This is a genomic window from Neisseria subflava (assembly GCF_024205745.1).
In the GTDB taxonomy this organism is placed as follows: Bacteria; Pseudomonadota; Gammaproteobacteria; order Burkholderiales; family Neisseriaceae; genus Neisseria; species Neisseria flavescens_B.
Map to the genome: position 1 here is coordinate 540,822 of NZ_CP073117.1, position 18,780 is coordinate 559,601.

The window sequence follows — 18,780 nt, forward strand, 5'->3', positions numbered from 1 at the left end:
AAATAGCCTGCTTCAAACAATCCATACCAAGCCACATTACAACACTCAGACACAAGAAATATAAAATGAACTTGGAAACCCTGCTGGCTCTGCCGCGCAACCTTAAAAAAACCTTCTTCGTCATCCACGATATCTTGATGATATTCGTGGCGTTTTGGTTTGCCCAAAGCCTCAAAGTGCAATATTCCGACGAATGGTTGAGTATCGCCAACTGGCTGGCTTTCGGCAGCACCGCTGTGCTGACCATCATCCTTTTCATCCGTATCGGCCTCTATCGCGCCGTCACGCGCTTCGTCAGCATCCGCGTCCTGACCGCCGCCGCATTCGGCAGCATCATTTCAGCAGTCTTGTTCTGCCTGACCACCCTGATTTTTGAACAAAAACTGCACCTTGCCCTGCCCATCGTCTATTTCTTGGTCTTGGTGGTCGGCGTCACCAGCTCGCGCATGATCCTGCGTGCGATTCTGACCGACCATCACCGCAAACAAATGACACCCGTCATCATCTACGGCGCAGGCCAATCCGGCCGCCAGTTGTTGGAAGCCATCAAACAGGTTAACGAATATTCGGCCATTGCCTTTGTCGATGACAACCCGAAAATCCAACGTACCGTCATCTATGACCTGGCCGTCCACAACCCCAACGAAATCCCGATGCTGATCAGCCGCTACGGCGTCCGCAAAATCTTGCTGGCGATTCCAAGTTCTACGCCGGAAGAACGCAAAGACATCATCCGCCGCCTCGAAGCATACAAATGCGAAGTCCTGACCATTCCGGGCATGAAAGATTTGGTCGACGGCAAAATCAACGTCAGCTCATTGAAAAAAATCTCTGTGGTCGATTTGCTCGGCCGCGCCCCTGTGGCACCGCGCCCTGAATTGATGAGTGCCGACATCAGCGACAAAGTCGTGATGGTGACCGGTGCAGGCGGTTCTATCGGCTCCGAACTTTGCCGTCAGATTCTCAACTGCCGTCCGACCAAACTGCTGTTGTTTGAATTGTCCGAATTTGCCCTGTACAGCATAGACAAAGAATTGCGTGAAACCCAAGCCGCGCAAGGCAGCCAAGTCGAAGTCGTACCGCTTTTGGGCTCGGTTCAAAACAAAGAACGCCTTAGCAGCATCATGAAGGCCTATCACGTCGACACCGTTTATCATGCCGCAGCCTATAAACACGTTCCAATGGTCGAGTTCAACACCATCGAAGGCATTCAAAACAACGTGTTCGGCACACTCTGCTGCGCACAGGCTGCCGTAGATGCAGGCGTTTCCACCTTTGTTTTGATTTCCACCGACAAAGCCGTCCGTCCGACCAACACCATGGGAGCCAGCAAACGCATGGCCGAACTCTGCCTGCAAGCCCTTGCCGCCGAGCCGGAACAAAAAACACGCTTCTGCATGGTTCGTTTCGGCAATGTCTTGGGTTCGTCCGGCTCCGTTGTCCCTGTATTTGAAAAACAAATTGCCGAAGGCGGCCCGATTACCCTGACCCACCAAGACATTACCCGCTACTTCATGACCATTCCCGAAGCGGCGCAACTGGTTATCCAAGCCGGCGCAATGGGTAAAGGCGGCGACGTATTCGTCCTCGACATGGGCGAATCCGTCAAAATCATCGACCTTGCCCGTCAAATGATTGTCCTCAGCGGCCTCAAAGTGAAAGACGAGCAACACCCCCACGGCGACATCGAAATCAAGATTACCGGCCTGCGCCCGGGCGAGAAACTTTATGAAGAACTGCTCATCGGAGACGAGGTGCAAAAAACCACTCATCCCCGTATTATGACCGCCAGTGAAGTAATGCTTCCATGGATGCAATTATCTGACATACTGTCGGAACTCCAAACCGCTTGTCTCCAAAGCGACCAAAACAGCCTGCGCCAGCTTCTGTTGCGCGCACCGACAGGCTTCGTACCTAAAGACGGTATCTGCGACTTGGTTTGGCAACAAAACAATAAGGCCGTCTGAACATTTTCAGACGGCCCGGACACCATACTGCAAGGACTACTACATGAAAAAAACGCTCTCCCTGCTTACTCTATTCGCACTGACTGCCTGTAACAGCACAACAGTCATTCCTGGTTCAACCATCAAAACCCGAACCAAAACCATTGTTTACACCGATACCGACACCGCCGCCGATACAAACCTCGACAGCCGCGTTGCCGTTTACCCCATCACGCCCAACCTGATTGAAAAAATGCGTACGCCGCCCGTACTTTCCCAATCCAACCAAGGCTTGGAGCAAAGCAAAAGCGCTTACCGCTACCGCATCGGCAGCGGCGACGTCCTCAATATCATGGTTTGGGCGCACTCCGACCTCAACTCCCCTATCCAGCAAAGCAACCCGCAAACCAACCAAGTCAGCCGCGGCGCCTGGGTAGATGAGGGCGGTTATATCACTTACCCGTTGGCAGGCAAAATTCAAGCCAAAGGCAAAACTTTGGACGAATTGCAAAATACCCTGACCAGCCTTCTGAAACGCTACATCAAAAACCCTCAAGTCGCCATCAACGTTACCGAATTCCGTTCGCAACGCATTTCTGTATCCGGTGCCATCAACCAAGCAGGTCAACTGCCGATTACCAATATCCCGATGACCATTTTGGATGCCATCAACCAAGCAGGCGGCGTCACCCAAAGTGCCGACACCCAACACATCAAATGGACGCACAACGGCGTCGACCGCACCATCTCCCTGCAAAACATGCTGCAATACGGCGATATGTCGCAAAACCACCTCCTCAGCCATGGCGACATCGTTTACGTTCCTAACAGCAGCAACAACAAAATCTACATCATGGGTGAAGTCGGCAAACAAGCCACCCTGCCGATCGGCAATCACGGCCTCAACCTGACCCAAGCGCTCGGCGAAGTTGGCGGCATGAACCAAAACTATGCTGATGCAACCGGTGTATTCGTGATCCGCCGCGTACCTGAAGATGCGGCCAAACCTATCCACATCTACCAGCTCAACCTGAAAGATGCGACTTCTTACGCACTGGGCAGCGAATTCAAACTGCGTTCGGAAGACACCGTTTACGTTACCGCCGCCCCAGTTACCCGTTGGAACCGCGTAATGTCACAAATTACCAACTCCATCAGCAACGTCAACACCCTCGACAATACGTTTAAATAAGCAGTGGTTCCTGCTGTCAGACCCTTGTTTGACAGCAGGATACAAAATCACGCACAATCCACGCCAATTACATAAACGGCATACAAAAGCCGTACACACCGCACAAACGGAAAAGCAGTACCTTATCGTCTGACTCACGCTTTTTTTCAGACCATAAACCGAAAACAATATCATGTACCACAACATACTCATCGTCTGCCTAGGCAACATCTGCCGCTCCCCCACAGCAGAGCGGATCATGCAGAAAAAACTACCCGGCCATCAAATCAGCAGCGCCGGCATAAAAGCACTGGCAGGTAAGGATGCCGATTTTCAAGCCATTAAAACCGCACTCAAACACAGCGTTATCGTTGCAGGCCATACGGCACGCCAACTGACCGCCTCGATGTGCGAACAGGCCGATTTGATTCTCGTCATGGAGCCCAGCCAAATCGACATGGTGGCCGACATCCATCCGCCGGCACGCAGCAAAACCATGCTGTTTGCCCAATGGTTGCCTAAAAAAACCGTACCTGACCCATACAAACAAAGCAGCGAAATGTTTGAAGCCGTTTTTGAACAACTCAATGCTGCCGCAGACACTTGGAAAACCAAACTAAACGGAAAAACTCAACCGGTATAAAACCGGCATGAACAAGAAAGCAAGCAATGAAAAAAACGACCTATACACCTTACAGCGCAGACAACGACGAAATCGACTTCGGCCAACAACTGCGCGTAATTTGGACAAATAAATACAAAATCCTCGCCGCCCTGCTTGCAGGCGGCATTCTTGGCGCAGCCTTCAGCCTGGCATCCACTCCACAATACCGTGCCGACGCCATGCTGGAAATTGAAACGCGACAAAACCAAATCCTGACCGAAATCAACAGCATCTTCAACAACCAAACCACGCCGTCTGAAGCAGAAGTCGAGCTGGTTCAATCACGCTTGGTGCTGGGTAAAACCGTTGACGACCTTCAGCTTGACCAAGAAGTAAAAGCCAAATACACACCTATTATCGGCAGCCTGATGCACAACATCAGCGGCGACCCCGATCCCAAACTGACCGTCGGCAACTTTACCGTACAAGACGAATGGTTCAACAAAACCTTCACGCTGACCGCCAAGAGCAACAAAGCCTATACCCTTACCCTTCCTGACAAACGCGTTGTAGAAGGCAAGGTCGGCGTGCCTCTGAAAATCAACAATCAAACCACCCTCAAAATCGATCAAATCTTGGCCAATCCGGGTCAAGAATTTGCGTTGACCAAGTTCTCCCGCATCAGCGCCATCGAAAACATCCAAAACAAGCTGGCTGTTATCAGCAAAGGTAAAACCAGCCCCATCATCAACCTTGCCTTTACCGGCACCGACCCTAAACGTACCAGCGTCATCCTCAACAGCATTGCCGACAACTACGTTGCACAAAACCGCGAACGCGACGTCCAAGTTGCATCCAGCGGTTTGGCCTTCATCAGCGAAGAATTGCCACGCTTGAAAGAAACCTTGCAAGACGCTGAAAACAAGCTCAATGCCTACCGCCAACAATCAGGTTCCCTCGACATTCCGCTCGAGTCCAAAGGTGCATTGGAAAGCCTGACCGGTATCGAAACCCAAATTACCCTGCTCAAAACCGAAGAAGCAGGCTTGGCCGAGCTGTACACGCCGGAACACCCTTCCTATAAAGCCGTATTGGACAAACTTGCCGTTCTCGAGCGCGCTAAAAACAAAATCAACCAACAAATTGCCGAGTTGCCGAATACCCAACAAGAAGTTATCCGCCTGACCCGCGACGTAGAAACCAACCAGGCTACCTACGTTCAACTGTTGAGCAAACAACAAGAACTCAACATCATGAAAGCCAGTGCGCAAGGTAATGTCCGCATCGTCGATTATGCCTATGTCCCCGAAAACCCTGTTGCCCCGCGCAAAGCCGTCATCACGCTCCTGAGCGCACTTGCCGCGGGCTCATTGACCGCTTTGTGGCTGATGATCCGCAACCGCATGAAAAACGGCATTACTTCATCTGAAGAAATCGAAAACCTCAATTTGGAAGTCGTCGCTCTTGTTCCGCACTCCAAAACCCAGCAAAAACGCGACTTCTTCAAAAGCAAATTCAAGAAAACCGGCGGCCGTTCCAACTATCTGCTGGCCAGCGAAGACCGCACCGACACTGCCGTCGAAGCCATCCGCGCCCTGCGCACCAATATCTACTTCTCCATGCTGGATGCGCCTAACAACGTCCTCATGATTACCGGTGCCGCGCCTGAAGCAGGTAAATCCTTTATCTCCGCCAACCTCGCCACCGTAATGGCGCAGTCAGGCAAACGCGTTCTGCTTATCGATACCGATATGCGCAAAGGCTACCTCGACCGACTCTTCGGCCTTACCCCGAGTTCGGCTTGTCTGACATCCTCAACGGCAAAGCCGCTCCGGCCAAAGCCGTACAAGAAACCGGCATTGAGAACCTCCACCTCATCAGCAGCGGCAGCTATCCTAGCAATCCGTCCGAGCTTTTGATGGACAACCGTTTCAACGAGTTGCTTGCCCACGCGCGCCAACGCTACGACTACGTCATCTTGGATACGCCGCCCGTATTGGCCGTGACCGACGCCGTCATCATCGGCCAACATGCAGGCACCGTCCTGATGATCAGCCGTTATGCACACACACGTGCACGAGAGCTTGAGGCCAGCGTCGAACGCCTCAAACAAAACCACATCAACATCAAAGGTGTCGTCCTCAACGGCATGAAGCGTGAAGCCAACAACAGCTACGACTACTACGCCTACGATGCCTACCATTCCGGTAACAATAAATCATAAACCGAAGCAGGCCGTCTGAACTTTCAGACGGCCTAAGGCTTTTTAAACGGCACAAAATACTTTTCACAAACGCCGCCCTTGCACCCCAAAGCCGTTTGTTTTAAAGTAAGCCCCGTTCCCATATGGAAGAGAAACATGAAAATTACCGTCATCGGCGCAGGTTCGTGGGGTACAGCTCTCGCGTTGCACTTTGCGCACCACAACAATGAAGTTGCACTTTGGACACGCAATCCCGACCAAATCCGCACCCTGCAAGCAGATCGCGAAAACAAACGCGGCCTGCCCGGCTTCCCTTTCCCTGAGTCCCTGACTGTTCACGCCGATTTGGGAGAAGCGCTGAAAGACAGCCAACTTGCCCTGATCGTCACCTCCGTAGCCGGACTCAGAAGCAGCGCCGAGCTGCTCAAACAGCATAACGCCGCCGATATTCCCGTTCTCGCCGCCTGCAAAGGTTTTGAACAAGATACCGGCCTTCTGACTTTCCAAGTACTGAAAGAAGTCCTGCCTAACAATAAAAAAATCGGCGTTCTCTCAGGTCCGAGCTTTGCCCAAGAACTTGCAGCCCAACTGCCTTGCGCCGTCGTGCTTGCTTCCGAAAACAAAGACTGGGTGGAGGAAACCACTGCCCAACTGAACACCAACGTGATGCGTCTGTACGGCAGCACCGACGTCATCGGCGTCGCTGTGGGCGGTGCCGTTAAAAACGTCATGGCAATTGCCACCGGCCTTTCAGACGGCCTCGAGTACGGCCTCAATGCACGCGCAGCCTTAGTAACACGCGGCCTTGCCGAAATCACCCGCCTTGCCATCGCCATGGGCGCGCAACCCAAAACCATGATGGGCTTGGCAGGCATCGGCGACCTTATCCTGACCTGTACCGGCGCACTCTCGCGCAACCGCCGTGTCGGCCTCGGTCTCGCAGAAGGCAAAGAGTTGCATCAAGTGCTTGTCGAAATCGGCCACGTTTCCGAAGGCGTCAGCACCATTGAAGAAGTCTTCAATACCGCCGCCAAATACCAAATCGATATGCCCATCACTCAAACCCTGCTGCAACTCATCCGCAAAGAAATGACCCCGCAGCAAGTCGTTGAACGACTGATGGAACGAAGCGCGCGCTTCGAATAAACGGTCGCGCCGTCTGCCATTCAGACGGCCTGACGCACAATATGACGGCCATAAGGCCGTCTGAAGGGAAACACATGAACCAATCACTGAACAATCTGGAAATCAACGTTTACCAACTTGTCCAAAAATTTGAAACTCTGGTTTCAGAAAACCGCCGCCTCAACGAAGAAATCAACAGACTCAAACTCGAGCAAGAGCAACAAAAACGCCAACACGACGCGGCCATTGACGAACTCAGCGAAGCCTTGCTGGTTCAAGTCGGCAAACTCAAAGAAGACCTGCAAAGCAAAATTGACAACCTGACTGCCGAAAAAGAAAACTACCGCAACGCGCTGGCCCAAAGTGCAGACCAAATCCGCAGCCTCATTGCCCGATTGCCCCAAGAAACACAACAATAAAAGGATGCCCCGTGAGTATCGAACAAGTCAATCTCGACATCATGAATGTCAACTTCACCATCAACACGCCGAGTGAAGAAAAAGCCACCCTCCTGCAAGCCGTTGAAATGCTCAACAAAAAAAGCGATGCAATTAAAGAAAGCGGCCGCATCGTCGGCACGGACAAAATCGTCGTCATGGCAGCCCTCAACGTCGTACACGACCTCTTGAAAACCACCCTCAACGACGATTTGGCAATCGGTGAATTTGAGCGTAGAATAACCGACATGAACAACGCGTGCCAAAAAGCACTGGCGCGCTTGGAACAAAACTGATTTCCCCCTTTTCCCTGCGGTGTTCGCAAAGGCATATATTCCTTTGAACCAATACGTTCGCTTTAGGTTGCCGGGAGCTGTAGTGGGCGCGAGCGTCCGTTTATCGGACGCACCCGAAACTACCCGAGGTGACCGCCTTGTCAGCAAGGTTCAAGCGGATTCAGCCTAAACGGCACTCGTGGGGATTCCCTAAAAAAGCCATACCGACAGGTGTGGCTTTCCCCTTTCTAAGTAAAGACTTTCGTAAAGATTTCCGGCCGTCTGAAAAAACCGCATATTCATGCATCAAACACACTCAATTAAGATTGACAAAAACCAATCTCCTCTTTAAAATCCATAACTTTCTATATATATCTGGATTCCAACCATGAAAACCTTCTCTGCAAAACCCCATGAGGTGAAGCGCGAATGGTTCGTCATTGACGCAGAAGACAAAGTTCTGGGTCGTGTCGCAGCCGAAGTCGCACACCGTCTGCGCGGCAAACACAAACCCGAATACACCCCTCACGTTGATACCGGCGACTACATCATCGTCATCAACGCAGACAAACTGCGCGTGACCGGTGCTAAATTCGAAGACAAAAAATACTTCCGTCACTCTGGTTTCCCAGGCGGCATCTACGAGCGTACTTTCCGCGAAATGCAAGAGCGATTCCCGGGTCGCGCTTTGGAACAAGCCGTAAAAGGCATGTTGCCTAAAGGTCCTCTGGGCTACGCCATGATCAAAAAACTGAAAGTGTACGCCGGCGCCGAACACGACCACGCTGCACAACAACCTAAAGTTTTGGAACTGAAATAATAAGGACACGACATGAACGGTAAATACTACTACGGCACAGGCCGCCGCAAAAGTTCAGTGGCTCGTGTATTCTTGACTAAAGGTACCGGCCAAATCATCGTAAACGGCCGTCCCGTTGACGAATTCTTCGCACGTGAAACCAGCCGCATGGTTGTACGTCAACCTCTGGTTCTGACTGAAAATGCCGAATCTTTCGACATCAAAGTTAACGTAACCGGTGGTGGTGAAACCGGTCAATCCGGCGCTATCCGTCACGGCATCACCCGCGCCCTGATCGACTTCGACGCAGCTCTGAAACCAGCTCTGTCTCAAGCAGGCTTCGTTACTCGCGATGCTCGTGAAGTTGAACGTAAAAAACCTGGTTTGCGCAAAGCACGTCGCGCAAAACAATTCTCCAAACGTTAATACGTTTTCAGAATCGAATCAAAAAGCCTTGCTCTGCAAGGCTTTTTTCATTTATAAAACAATAATCCAATATCCCCCGCAATATATGATGAAAACCCTGCTCCACTACGCCAAATCATTGCTTCAGGCTGTGATTATCTTCATCTTCTTATCCCTGATTGTCGACTGGGTGCGCAAGCCTGACCAACCCTCACAATCAGCAGCACAAACCCTGACCTTAACCAATGATCAAACCACCTCCCTCCAATCCTTCAGCCAAAATCGGGTTGCCGTCGTTTATTTTTGGGGTAGTTGGTGTCGTATTTGTTCATACACATCATCAACCATAGAAAAGCTGCACCAAGACAATATCCCAACACTGGGCGTAGCCTTGCGCTCCGGAAGCGATGCAGACATTGCCTACCATATGCAACAAAACAATCTATCCTTTCCAAACTTCAATGATTCAGACGGCCTGATGGCTCAAAAATGGAACATAGCCGTCACACCGACCATTATCATATTAAAAGATGGCAAAATGATTCATCACACATCCGGACTTTCCAGTTATATCGGTTTAAAAATCAGGATTTACTTGGCAAACATCTTCAGCTAAATTCATTGAAAATCCACTAAAAATAGAGAATCTAAAGAATAATTTCACCTGAATATATTCAACCAATTCCATTTCATAAATAAATAAACTATCTCTTTCCCAATAACATATGATTTTGTTGAGATTATAAAGAAAATAGACTAAGATATAACCATAAGAACAATTGGAAACATTATTATTAAAACAAACTGTTAGAGATCTTCATCTAATATTGTGGCAGTGATGCTTTTGTTCCCATGACCCGGCTGCCGACGGCAGCCTTAAAACAGCAATATTCGCCTTTATCAATCTACCTACGCTTCAACGGTTTGATTTTTGATAACACCGGAGACTTAGTAATGCCCAACCAATCTAAACATGCATCTATCAATATCGGTCTGATTCAGGCGCGGGAAGCATTGATGACCCAATTCCGCCCTATTCTGAACCAAGCCAATATTACCGACCAGCAATGGCGTATCATCCGGCTCTTAGCGGAAAACGGCACACTCGACTTTCAAGATTTGGCCAATCAGGCCTGCATCCTCCGTCCCAGCCTGACCGGCATTCTGACCCGCTTAGAAAAAGCAGGTTTGGCCGTGCGCCTGAAGCCTTCCAACGACCAACGCCGTGTTTACCTGAAACTGACGCCCGAAGGCGAGAAACTCTATGAATCCACCGGTGCATTGGTTGACGAACGCTACGATGCGATTGAAAAAGTTCTATCCAAAGAAAAAATGGCACAACTTAAAGAACTCTTGGCAGAGCTGGCAAAAATCGAACAGGCATTAAAATAAAGAAAGCCGGATGACAGACTCAACACACACACTCAAGAGACCATTTCGAGATGCCATGGCCTCCTGTGCCGCCGGCGTGCACGTTATCACGACAGACGGCGAAGCAGGACGCTATGGCATTACCATGACTGCCGTAACCGCCGTTACCGATGAGCCGCCGACGGTCATGCTGTGCATCAACCGCCAATCCGCCATCATTCCCATCCTGCAAGGCAATCGTGATTTGTGCATCAACACGCTCAACGACAGCCAGCAGGATGTCGCCGAACACTTTGCCGGACTGACCGACCTCTCGCCCGAAGAACGCTTCGAATACCATATTTGGCATAGAGGGCAAACGGGACAGCTCGAGGTTGAAGGCGCGCTGGCGCACCTGCACGGCAGCATTGTCGATCAGCGCGAAATCGGCACGCATTACGTCTTTTTCGTTCAGCTCAACGAAATCCGCAATACCGACACGCAAGCACCGGCATTGCTGTATTTCCGTAGGCAATTCAAATCTTTGGAATAAATAAAGGTCTCAGGCCGTCTGAAACATCGGTTTCATTTTTCAGACGGCCTGAGACTTTTTCTGTTTCACACATTATAGGCACACCCATGAAAGCAATGATACTGGCCGCCGGTCGCGGCGAACGCATGCGCCCCCTGACCGACCACACGCCCAAACCCTTACTCAAAGTAGCAGGCACGCCGCTTATCGGCTGGCATTTGCGCCGCCTGCAACAGGCCGGATTCACTGAAATCGTCATCAACCATGCCTGGCTTGGCCAGCAAATCGAAGATACATTGAAAGACGGTTCAACCTACGACGTACACATTGTCTATTCTCCCGAGCGCGCCGGAGGCCTGGAAACTGCCGGAGGCATTGCCACCGCCCTACCGCTTTTGGGCAACGAGCCGTTTTTGGTCGTCAATGGCGACGTGTTGACCGACATTGATTTCCAAGTTGCACGACTGGCTGCCCAGCGCATACAGGAACACAACCTTCTCGCCCATTTGTGGCTGGTGGACAATCCGCCCCATCATCCCGAAGGCGACTTCGGCCTGCTTTCAGACGGCCTGGTATCCGCATCATCCACAGACGGCCAAGCCCTGACTTTCAGCGGCGTGGGCGTTTATCATCCTGCGCTTTTCAAAGACACACCGGCACACCAAGCTGCCAAACTTGCCCCACTGTTGCGTCAAGCCATGAGTCAAAGCCAAATCAGCGGCGAACATCACAACGGCCTTTGGTTGGACGTCGGCACAGTCGAACGCCTGCAAGAAGCCGACCGTATCGCCCAAAGCTGGTAAAACAAAAGGGGCGTATCCGATACGTCCCTTGCAATATCAAAGGCCGTCTGAAAATATTGGGCAACCCATTTTTCAGACGGCCTTAAATCTATCATCAAGCTTTAGCCAATTTTTTTTCTTTCTTCATTCCCAACAAGCCATTGGCTATCATCACGCACAATCCCGACCAAATCAGGCCATAGCCGATCAATGCGCCTTTTTGTACCGGTTCGCCCAGCCACACAATCGACACGATAAAGAGCAATACAGGTTCCAAATAGCTCAACATACCGAACACCGCAACCGGAAGTAACTGATTCGCCTTCAAATTCAAATGCATAGATATTGCGCTATTGAAGCCCAGCAACACAATAAAGAAAATTAAAACCGGTTTGGCCGCAATCATCGCCGGAGTATCCGTTGCCAGCAAAATATACGCCAACGCAAACGGCGTAATCATCATTAAATCAAAGGTCAGACCGATTAAAGAAGGCACGCCCAGTTTTCGGCGCAGTAGATAATAAAACGGATAAGTACCGAACACCCATACAGTCGTCCACGAAAACGCACCCGACCGTACCAATTCACATGCCACGCCTGCACAGGCCAACACAACGGCAACCGTCTGCAATCGGTTTAAACGCTCTTTAAACCAAATCCGTCCGCCCAACATCATAGACAATGGGAACAGAAAATAGCCCATCGCCACGTTTACACCTTCGCCGTTGACGGGTCCCCAGACAAACAGCCACAACTGGCTGGCAAATATCGGCGTCGGCAATACAATCAACAGCCACCTCTTCCAATCGCGGCCGATATTGTTCGCAAACCGCGCCGCCGCCTGCCAACCGTTGACCATCGTCATCAGCACGCATAAAGCCGACAGCATCGCCACCATACGCCACGCAAAAATTTCCGTACCGCTCATCGGCTGCATCCATATGCCGTACAGAAACAGCATGGCAAACAATGCATTGGACGTTATGGCCGCCAGCAAACCTTTGGATAAATTCGTCATTTCAGACGGCCTTTCATTGCATCGAAGCAGTCTAATACATCAGCCCTGTTTCACAATATCCGACAGCGGCCAGCGCGGCTTGACATTGAATGCGCCGACAGCCTGACGCTCGGCAAGACGCATCGCGCCGGCAAAGGCAATCATTGCGCCGTTGTCGGTACAATATGCCATCGGTGGGAAATAAACATTGATTTTTTCTTCCTGCGGTTTGGGTTTGCCTTTTTCAGACGGCACTTTGACGGTTAAGCGCGAAAATTCATCACGCAGTTTCCAGTTTGCACCCACACCGCCGGCAACCACCAAAGTTCTGAAGCCGGTATCCAACAACGCTTTTTTGGCTTTGGCCGCCAATACGTCAACTACCGCATCTTGGAAAGCGCGGCAAATGTCGTTGCGTGTTTGTTCCGGAATTTCATCGCTGCCGGTTTCGGCACGGACTTTTTCGACAGCGGTCAAAACGGCGGTTTTCAAACCGGAAAAGCTCATCTGTAAATCGTGCGAATGGAGCATGGGGCGTGGAAATGTGACAGCATAAGGCGTGCCGAGTTTGGCCAACTCGGACAATTTGGCACCGCCGGGATAAGGCAAACCTAAAAGCTTGGCAGTTTTGTCGAACGCCTCGCCTGCCGCATCATCGACGCTTTCACCCAGCAAGGTGTAATCGCCGATACCGCGTACAGCCATAAATTGCGTATGTCCACCTGACACTAGCAAAGCGACAAACGGAAATTCGGGCTTGTCGTCTGCCAACAAAGGCGAGAGCAAATGGCCTTCAAGATGGTGGACGGGGATAACGGGCTTGCCGATGGCAAATGCCAAAGCGTTGGCGAAGCCTGAACCGGCCAGCAATGCGCCGCCCAAGCCCGGACCTTGCGTAAAAGCAACCGCGTCAATATCGGCATAGCCTACGCCTGCTTCTTTCAAGCAACCTTGCGTCAACGGCACGACACGACGGATATGGTCGCGGCTGGCCAATTCTGGGACAACGCCGCCGTATTCGGCGTGCATCGCCATTTGTGTATGCAAATGATGCGCCAACAGGCCGCGCTCGGTATCGTAGAGCGCAACGCCGGTTTCGTCGCAAGATGATTCAATTCCTAATACCAACATGGTTTGAGGCCGTCTGAAAAAATGATTAAAAACGATTCAGACGGCGTTTTCTCCGAAAACGGAAAAAGGCCGTCTGAAATAAAGTGTGGGATAGTTGCTTACAAAGTGCCGTAAGAATGCAGGCCGCTTAAGAACATATTCACGCCGATAAAGGCAAAGGCGGTAATGATTAAGCCGATGACTGCCCACCAAGCCAACACCCTGCCGCGCCAGCCTGCCACCAGCCGCAAATGCAACCAGACCGCGTAATTCAGCCAAACGATGAATGCCCAAGTTTCTTTCGGGTCCCAGCTCCAATAGCGGCCCCACGCTTCGGCCGCCCACAATGCGCCGAGAATGGTGGCAATCGTGAAGAACAGGAAACCGACGGCAATCGCTTTGTACATGACTTCTTCAATGACTTGCGAGTGCGGCAGCCATGATTTTTTGCCCGCATCTTCTTTTCGGAGTGCCAGCAATTCGGCAATACCCAGCATGGCGGCGATACAGAATGCGCCGTAGCCGATAAAGTTGGCCGGAACGTGGATTTTCATCCACCAAGACTGCAAAGCCGGAATCAGCGGCTGAATGGTATGCGCCTCGCGTGAAACGCTGTACCACAAGACAAATCCGACCACAATCGCCATAAAGCTGAAGACGAAGCCGCCCAGTTTTTGTACGGCAAAACGGCCTTCGTAATAGAGATACATCAGCGCCGTAATGACCAAGAACAAGATAAATACTTCGTAAAGGTTGGAAACCGGAATATGGCCGGCATCGGGACGCAGCAGATAGCTTTCATGCCAGCGCACCAGCAAACCGACAAAGCCCGCCATCGCGGAAACCCATGCAAACACGGTACCCATGCCCAAAAGCGTATTGGACGGTACATTTTTGCGCACCGCCGCTATCGCGCCGACGATATAGGCGAACAAGGCGAAGAACACAAACGCGCATTGCCACATAATCGCCGACTGGCTGCTTAACAGGTATTTGAGCAGGAAGCCGTCTGCGCGTTTGATGTCGCCCCCATACAAATCAACGGCCAAATACGCCAAGCACACGCCCAAAGGGATAAACCAGCGCATCGGTTTGAAAAACCAACCCAGAAAAACGGCAATCCCAGCACTCACCCACAAAATCACCATTTCGTAGATGTCCATGTGCAGACCGGCCTGGGTTTGGGCAATAAACGCACCGACTGCAATCAGCAGCGCAAATGCCCAGTCGAAAAGGTTGAGGTTTCGGATAAATGATTTGTGTGTCAGAAGCTCATGCTCGGGCAAGGCCTGATGTTTGTTATTCATGGTTCAAATCCTTGGCAAGCTGCTGCAATTGCCGTGTGTGTTGCGGAAATTCTTTCTGCAAGTCGCGTTCGTTGCGGCTGGAAGACATGGCAAAACGGATACGGCCGTCTGAAAACAGCAGCCAAGCACGTTTTTCACGAATATAGAACATAAACACCGTACCCAACACCAGCAATACCGAACCCAAATACACCAAGAATGCGCCCGGCGAACGGGTCATCTGCAGACCGGAAGAGCGCACTTCGGTAAAACTTTCCAGTTGCAGCAGTATCGGCGCGGGATATTCGGTCAAACCGGTGTAAGCATCCATTGCATGCAGCAGGAAGCGGTTGCGTTTTTCATCTTGCGGCCAAGCCGGCAGATTGTATGTGCTGATCGTGTCTTCCAAAGCGGCATTCATCACGCCATAGAGCATCTCATAGAAATAGCCCTGCATTTTTTCCTGCTGTTCTTTCGGAATATTGGTGGTAACAAATTCGTCCAAAGCCAAATAGCCGCCTTTGGCAAAAATAGACAAAGTGTTTTCCGCCGCCGCCATGAATTGCTCACGGATTTCGGCAGGCGCGCCTTTAACGGCATTGGCAACGGTTTTACGGCGTGCCGCATCGTCTTTCAGATATTGGCGCAAAGCCATAAAGGTGTCGATTTGGCCGTTTTTATCCATCGGAATGCGCAACCAGCGGTATTGCTGCGCCAAGCCGCTGCGTGTGCCGGTAATGAAAAAATAGTCTTCATCTTGTTTTACCGGCAACATATAGTTTTTATATTCGACCGCCTGCCCTGCTTTGTCGCGGATACGGTAAACGATAGACGGGCCGATATTGGTGTATTTTTTGCCTTCTTGACGGACGGAGCGAACATCATTGATGGCGGATTTCAAATTTTGCTCTTTTTCAGACGGCTCGCTCATGTCTTCGACGTTCATCGAAGTAAACTGGTCGAATTCCAGCTTATAAGAAGCCTTGCCCAAATCCAGCGGAAACTCGCGCATGGAAGTCGCTTTGAGTTTGACCGGAGTACGGTCGGCATCAACCAGATTCCACGCTTTAAACGTCAAGTCAGAGCCGCCGTCGGCAAAACTTGCCTGATAAACCGTAATACCGTGCAACGTCAAAGGATGGTTGACGCGGATGGTGTGTTCGCTGACTTTGCCGGTTGCCTTGTCCGTTACTTCCAAGTCACTGGCAAAATCACGCGGCATACCGGTATCGTAAAAGTCGATATGGAATTTCTTTAATTTGACCGAAAACGGCAGGTCTTGCACCAGCATGCCGTTATCCGCATTCAGAAACACCACGTCCGCGCTCTGCCCTTCCGCAATATTGACATTGCCCCTAAACGACAGGTTGGATTCACCCAACACGCTTTCTGGCTTAAAGTCTTTGGCATAAACCGCAGTATTGTCCGGCACGACTTGACCAGTGAGCATACCGATTTTCAGCAGGATATTGCTGTCTATCAAACCGCCCAAACAAATCACAATCAGCGCGGCATGGGCAAAGATATAGCCCCATTTGTTCATCGCGCCTTTTTTTGCCGCCACCAAAACCGAACCGTCTTCACGCGTAACGGTTTTGCAGCCGTAGCCTTGTACTTCCAAATACCGTTGCGCGACTTCGGGCGTCACCTGTCCGTCTAAAACGATGGAATGGCGCATTGCCGCCAGTGATTTTTCCTTCGCGTTTTCACGGAAGGAACGAATCTCGCGCAAAAACGGCGGAACATTGCGAATCAGGCACAATCCGGTGGAAACCACCAAAAACATCATGATGACAACAAACCACGCCGAGGCATACACGTCGTACAGGCCCAAAAAGCCGAAAATCTGCGACCAAAACGGGCCGAATTTCACCAAATAATCGACTTGTGGCTGATTTTGTTGCAAGACCGTACCGATAATCGAAGCCACGCCCAACAGGCTGAGCAGGGCGACGGCAAAACGCATGGAGCTGAAAAAGGCAAACCATGGTCTACGGATAAGTGGGACGGATGATGAAGATTTACTCATGTCTCAAATGTCGGCTTGGGGCAACCCGATCCGATGGAACGGACTGCAATGACGTGTGATGCGAAAGGAAGAATACTGCATATTGTAGTAAAAATCTTGCTGTCGCTATTTGAAAAAAACAATCAGGCTTATCGGCCTATATTGGCTAAGGCCGTCTGAAGGGTTTTCAGACGGCCTGTATCAATAAGCTCGTTTCAAAACGAAATTAGTGCAAACCTTGGATGAAGTTGGCTACTGCGTTCAACTCTTCTTCGCTCAGGCGGTTGGCAATATCGGCCATGATGGCGTTTTTGCGTTGACCGGATTGGTAAGCTTTCATTTGCTCGACAACGTAAGCTTTGTGTTGGCCGCCCAGACGAGGATAGGCTTGGATTTCAGTACCGCCGCCAGGGATACCTGCGCCGCTAGGACCGTGGCAAGACATACATGCCGGCAGTTTTTTAGCGCTCAGGCCGCCGCGATAGATTTTCGCGCCCAGCTCTGGGTTTTCTTTAGGATTAGCTTCGCCCGGTTTGCCTTGTTGTTTGGCGTAGTAGGCGGCAGCGTCGCGGATGTCTTGTTCGGACAAGTTCATCACCATCGGTTTCATCACGCCGGCAGCACCGTGGGTACGGGTACCGTCTTTGATGGCCATGGTTTGACCGTAGGTGTAGGCCGCAGCCTGACCTGCCAGTTTAGGATAAGTTGCGATACCGCTGTTACCATCGGCTGCGTGACACGCCGCACAGATAGTAGTCGCTACCTGTTTGCCTTTTTCAGCATCTGCTTTAGGGGCAGCGGAAACCGCACCGGCAGCCAATACCAAGGCCAATAAAGTCAATCGTTTCATGGAGTGCTCCTGATTACAGCATTGCGTACCGCGTCAATGCCTTTTTTATACTCAAATACCGGGGAATTTTCCCGATTAAAACCGATAATTCTATAAACGTGCTATTCTATACCAAGTTTACATTAAATTACTACTCAAATTACCAAACTGCTGCAACATAAATGCCCGATACAAATTATGATGTTGCAGTTTTGTTTCCATGCAAGGAAATACTGATGAACCTTTTTCAAAACGCCAAATTCTTTACAACGGTCAACCATCTGAAAGACCTGCCCGACACGTCGGCCGAGATTGCCTTTGTCGGCCGAAGCAATGCCGGCAAATCCAGCGCCATCAATACTTTAACCAATCATGTGCGCCTTGCCTATGTTTCCAAAACACCGGGCCGCACCCAACACATCAATTTCTTTGAACTGGAAAACGGCAATTTCATGGTCGACTTGCCCGGCTACGGCTACGCGCAAGTACCGGAGGCCATCCGTGCGCACTGGGTCAAACTCTTGGGCGACTACCTGCAACAACGCCGCCAACTGATCGGCCTGATTTTGATTATGGACTCGCGCCATCCGCTCAAAGCTTTAGACATTCAAATGCTGGACTTTTTCCACATCACCGGCCGTCCTGTGCATATCCTGCTGTCAAAAGCAGACAAACTGTCTAAAAACGATCAGATTAAAACGTTGGCGGCGGTTAAAAAATCACTCAAACCCTACACCGACCGCCAAAAAATCAGCGTTCAATTATTCTCCAGCCTGAAAAAACAAGGCATGGACGAAGTCAATCAAGTGGTCGGTTCATGGTTTGACGCGCATCGCGAAGAAATCGAAAATCTTGCAGGCGAAACATCGCCTGAGTGATTGTAAAACAAGGCGGAATGAGATAAGTTGACCAACCGCAAAT

18 protein-coding genes, 1 other RNA gene and 1 pseudogene are annotated in these 18,780 nt (G+C 50.8%); 15 read left to right on the top strand and 5 right to left on the bottom strand.

Annotated features, from left to right (window positions below):
• The first annotated feature begins 65 nt into the window (after positions 1 to 65).
• From KCG55_RS02620 to murU, 14 genes and pseudogenes are all read left to right on the top strand, one after another.
• Positions 66 to 1,967, top strand: a complete 1,902-nt coding sequence (locus tag KCG55_RS02620) for a polysaccharide biosynthesis protein (RefSeq protein ID WP_254323312.1) — start codon at positions 66 to 68, stop codon at positions 1,965 to 1,967.
• A gap of 43 nt (positions 1,968 to 2,010) precedes the next feature.
• Positions 2,011 to 3,138 (top strand): polysaccharide export protein, encoded by a 1,128-nt coding sequence (locus tag KCG55_RS02625; RefSeq protein WP_254323313.1) that lies wholly within the window; start codon positions 2,011 to 2,013, stop codon positions 3,136 to 3,138.
• Between the two features lie 172 nt (positions 3,139 to 3,310).
• Positions 3,311 to 3,760, top strand: coding sequence for a low molecular weight protein-tyrosine-phosphatase (locus tag KCG55_RS02630; protein ID WP_254323314.1), 450 nt, complete (start codon positions 3,311 to 3,313; stop codon positions 3,758 to 3,760).
• A gap of 26 nt (positions 3,761 to 3,786) precedes the next feature.
• Positions 3,787 to 5,945: pseudogene (locus tag KCG55_RS02635) on the top strand (polysaccharide biosynthesis tyrosine autokinase).
• Between the two features lie 135 nt (positions 5,946 to 6,080).
• The gene (locus tag KCG55_RS02640; RefSeq protein WP_107810433.1) at positions 6,081 to 7,070 is read left to right on the top strand and encodes an NAD(P)H-dependent glycerol-3-phosphate dehydrogenase; all 990 of its coding nucleotides are present in this window, start codon (positions 6,081 to 6,083) and stop codon (positions 7,068 to 7,070) included.
• A 74-nt stretch (positions 7,071 to 7,144) separates the two neighbouring features.
• Positions 7,145 to 7,468, top strand: a complete 324-nt coding sequence (locus KCG55_RS02645; protein ID WP_254323315.1) for a hypothetical protein — start codon at positions 7,145 to 7,147, stop codon at positions 7,466 to 7,468.
• Between the two features lie 11 nt (positions 7,469 to 7,479).
• Positions 7,480 to 7,782 (top strand): cell division protein ZapA, encoded by a 303-nt coding sequence (locus tag KCG55_RS02650; RefSeq protein WP_222571028.1) that lies wholly within the window; start codon positions 7,480 to 7,482, stop codon positions 7,780 to 7,782.
• A gap of 8 nt (positions 7,783 to 7,790) precedes the next feature.
• Positions 7,791 to 7,971, top strand: a non-coding RNA gene (gene ssrS, locus KCG55_RS02655) — 6S RNA.
• Between the two features lie 178 nt (positions 7,972 to 8,149).
• The gene (gene rplM / locus KCG55_RS02660) at positions 8,150 to 8,581 is read left to right on the top strand and encodes a 50S ribosomal protein L13 (RefSeq protein WP_254323316.1); all 432 of its coding nucleotides are present in this window, start codon (positions 8,150 to 8,152) and stop codon (positions 8,579 to 8,581) included.
• A gap of 12 nt (positions 8,582 to 8,593) precedes the next feature.
• Positions 8,594 to 8,986 carry a 30S ribosomal protein S9 gene (gene rpsI, locus KCG55_RS02665; protein WP_003681515.1) on the top strand — a complete coding sequence of 131 codons (393 nt, stop codon included), beginning with the start codon at positions 8,594 to 8,596 and terminating at the stop codon, positions 8,984 to 8,986.
• A gap of 85 nt (positions 8,987 to 9,071) precedes the next feature.
• Positions 9,072 to 9,581, top strand: a complete 510-nt coding sequence (locus KCG55_RS02670) for a protein disulfide oxidoreductase (protein WP_254323317.1) — start codon at positions 9,072 to 9,074, stop codon at positions 9,579 to 9,581.
• Between the two features lie 338 nt (positions 9,582 to 9,919).
• Positions 9,920 to 10,357 (top strand): homoprotocatechuate degradation operon regulator HpaR, encoded by a 438-nt coding sequence (gene hpaR, locus KCG55_RS02675; protein ID WP_003681518.1) that lies wholly within the window; start codon positions 9,920 to 9,922, stop codon positions 10,355 to 10,357.
• A gap of 10 nt (positions 10,358 to 10,367) precedes the next feature.
• Entirely contained in the window at positions 10,368 to 10,868 is a 501-nt protein-coding gene (hpaC, locus tag KCG55_RS02680; protein WP_254323318.1) for a 4-hydroxyphenylacetate 3-monooxygenase, reductase component, read from the top strand.
• Positions 10,869 to 10,954: 86 nt separating this feature from the next.
• Positions 10,955 to 11,650 (top strand): N-acetylmuramate alpha-1-phosphate uridylyltransferase MurU, encoded by a 696-nt coding sequence (murU, locus tag KCG55_RS02685; protein ID WP_254323319.1) that lies wholly within the window; start codon positions 10,955 to 10,957, stop codon positions 11,648 to 11,650.
• Between the two features lie 94 nt (positions 11,651 to 11,744).
• Here murU and rarD read toward each other — a convergent pair whose 3' ends face one another.
• The 5 genes from rarD to KCG55_RS02710 all read right to left on the bottom strand — a co-directional run bounded on the left by rarD (position 11,745) and on the right by KCG55_RS02710 (position 17,880).
• Positions 11,745 to 12,647 (bottom strand): EamA family transporter RarD, encoded by a 903-nt coding sequence (rarD, locus tag KCG55_RS02690; RefSeq protein ID WP_254323320.1) that lies wholly within the window; start codon positions 12,645 to 12,647, stop codon positions 11,745 to 11,747.
• A gap of 39 nt (positions 12,648 to 12,686) precedes the next feature.
• Entirely contained in the window at positions 12,687 to 13,757 is a 1,071-nt protein-coding gene (tsaD, locus tag KCG55_RS02695; RefSeq protein ID WP_254323321.1) for a tRNA (adenosine(37)-N6)-threonylcarbamoyltransferase complex transferase subunit TsaD, read from the bottom strand.
• A gap of 98 nt (positions 13,758 to 13,855) precedes the next feature.
• Positions 13,856 to 15,043, bottom strand: a complete 1,188-nt coding sequence (ccsB, locus tag KCG55_RS02700) for a c-type cytochrome biogenesis protein CcsB (RefSeq protein ID WP_254323322.1) — start codon at positions 15,041 to 15,043, stop codon at positions 13,856 to 13,858.
• The gene (locus KCG55_RS02705; protein ID WP_254323623.1) at positions 15,036 to 16,988 is read right to left on the bottom strand and encodes a cytochrome c biogenesis protein ResB; all 1,953 of its coding nucleotides are present in this window, start codon (positions 16,986 to 16,988) and stop codon (positions 15,036 to 15,038) included. The genes ccsB and KCG55_RS02705 overlap by 8 nt, the downstream gene beginning before the upstream one ends.
• A gap of 268 nt (positions 16,989 to 17,256) precedes the next feature.
• A complete protein-coding gene (locus KCG55_RS02710; RefSeq protein WP_003684518.1) occupies positions 17,257 to 17,880 on the bottom strand; it encodes a c-type cytochrome in 624 nt (207 codons plus the stop codon).
• A 215-nt stretch (positions 17,881 to 18,095) separates the two neighbouring features.
• Between KCG55_RS02710 and yihA the strand changes: the two genes are divergently transcribed.
• A complete protein-coding gene (yihA, locus tag KCG55_RS02715; protein WP_254323323.1) occupies positions 18,096 to 18,737 on the top strand; it encodes a ribosome biogenesis GTP-binding protein YihA/YsxC in 642 nt (213 codons plus the stop codon).
• The last annotated feature ends 43 nt before the right edge of the window (positions 18,738 to 18,780 follow it).

Bases quoted from the DNA above. Each gene is read 5' to 3' on its own strand.
- KCG55_RS02620 (WP_254323312.1), top strand. From the start codon at position 66: ATGAACTTGGAAACCCTGCTGGCTCTGCCGCGCAACCTTAAAAAAACC.
- KCG55_RS02625 (WP_254323313.1), top strand. From the start codon at position 2,011: ATGAAAAAAACGCTCTCCCTGCTTACTCTATTCGCACTGACTGCCTGT.
- KCG55_RS02630 (WP_254323314.1), top strand. From the start codon at position 3,311: ATGTACCACAACATACTCATCGTCTGCCTAGGCAACATCTGCCGCTCC.
- KCG55_RS02640 (WP_107810433.1), top strand. From the start codon at position 6,081: ATGAAAATTACCGTCATCGGCGCAGGTTCGTGGGGTACAGCTCTCGCG.
- KCG55_RS02645 (WP_254323315.1), top strand. From the start codon at position 7,145: ATGAACCAATCACTGAACAATCTGGAAATCAACGTTTACCAACTTGTC.
- rplM (WP_254323316.1), top strand. From the start codon at position 8,150: ATGAAAACCTTCTCTGCAAAACCCCATGAGGTGAAGCGCGAATGGTTC.
- rpsI (WP_003681515.1), top strand. From the start codon at position 8,594: ATGAACGGTAAATACTACTACGGCACAGGCCGCCGCAAAAGTTCAGTG.
- KCG55_RS02670 (WP_254323317.1), top strand. From the start codon at position 9,072: ATGATGAAAACCCTGCTCCACTACGCCAAATCATTGCTTCAGGCTGTG.
- hpaR (WP_003681518.1), top strand. From the start codon at position 9,920: ATGCCCAACCAATCTAAACATGCATCTATCAATATCGGTCTGATTCAG.
- hpaC (WP_254323318.1), top strand. From the start codon at position 10,368: ATGACAGACTCAACACACACACTCAAGAGACCATTTCGAGATGCCATG.
- murU (WP_254323319.1), top strand. From the start codon at position 10,955: ATGAAAGCAATGATACTGGCCGCCGGTCGCGGCGAACGCATGCGCCCC.
- rarD (WP_254323320.1), bottom strand. From the start codon at position 12,647: ATGACGAATTTATCCAAAGGTTTGCTGGCGGCCATAACGTCCAATGCA.
- tsaD (WP_254323321.1), bottom strand. From the start codon at position 13,757: ATGTTGGTATTAGGAATTGAATCATCTTGCGACGAAACCGGCGTTGCG.
- ccsB (WP_254323322.1), bottom strand. From the start codon at position 15,043: ATGAATAACAAACATCAGGCCTTGCCCGAGCATGAGCTTCTGACACAC.
- KCG55_RS02705 (WP_254323623.1), bottom strand. From the start codon at position 16,988: ATGCGTTTTGCCGTCGCCCTGCTCAGCCTGTTGGGCGTGGCTTCGATT.
- KCG55_RS02710 (WP_003684518.1), bottom strand. From the start codon at position 17,880: ATGAAACGATTGACTTTATTGGCCTTGGTATTGGCTGCCGGTGCGGTT.
- yihA (WP_254323323.1), top strand. From the start codon at position 18,096: ATGAACCTTTTTCAAAACGCCAAATTCTTTACAACGGTCAACCATCTG.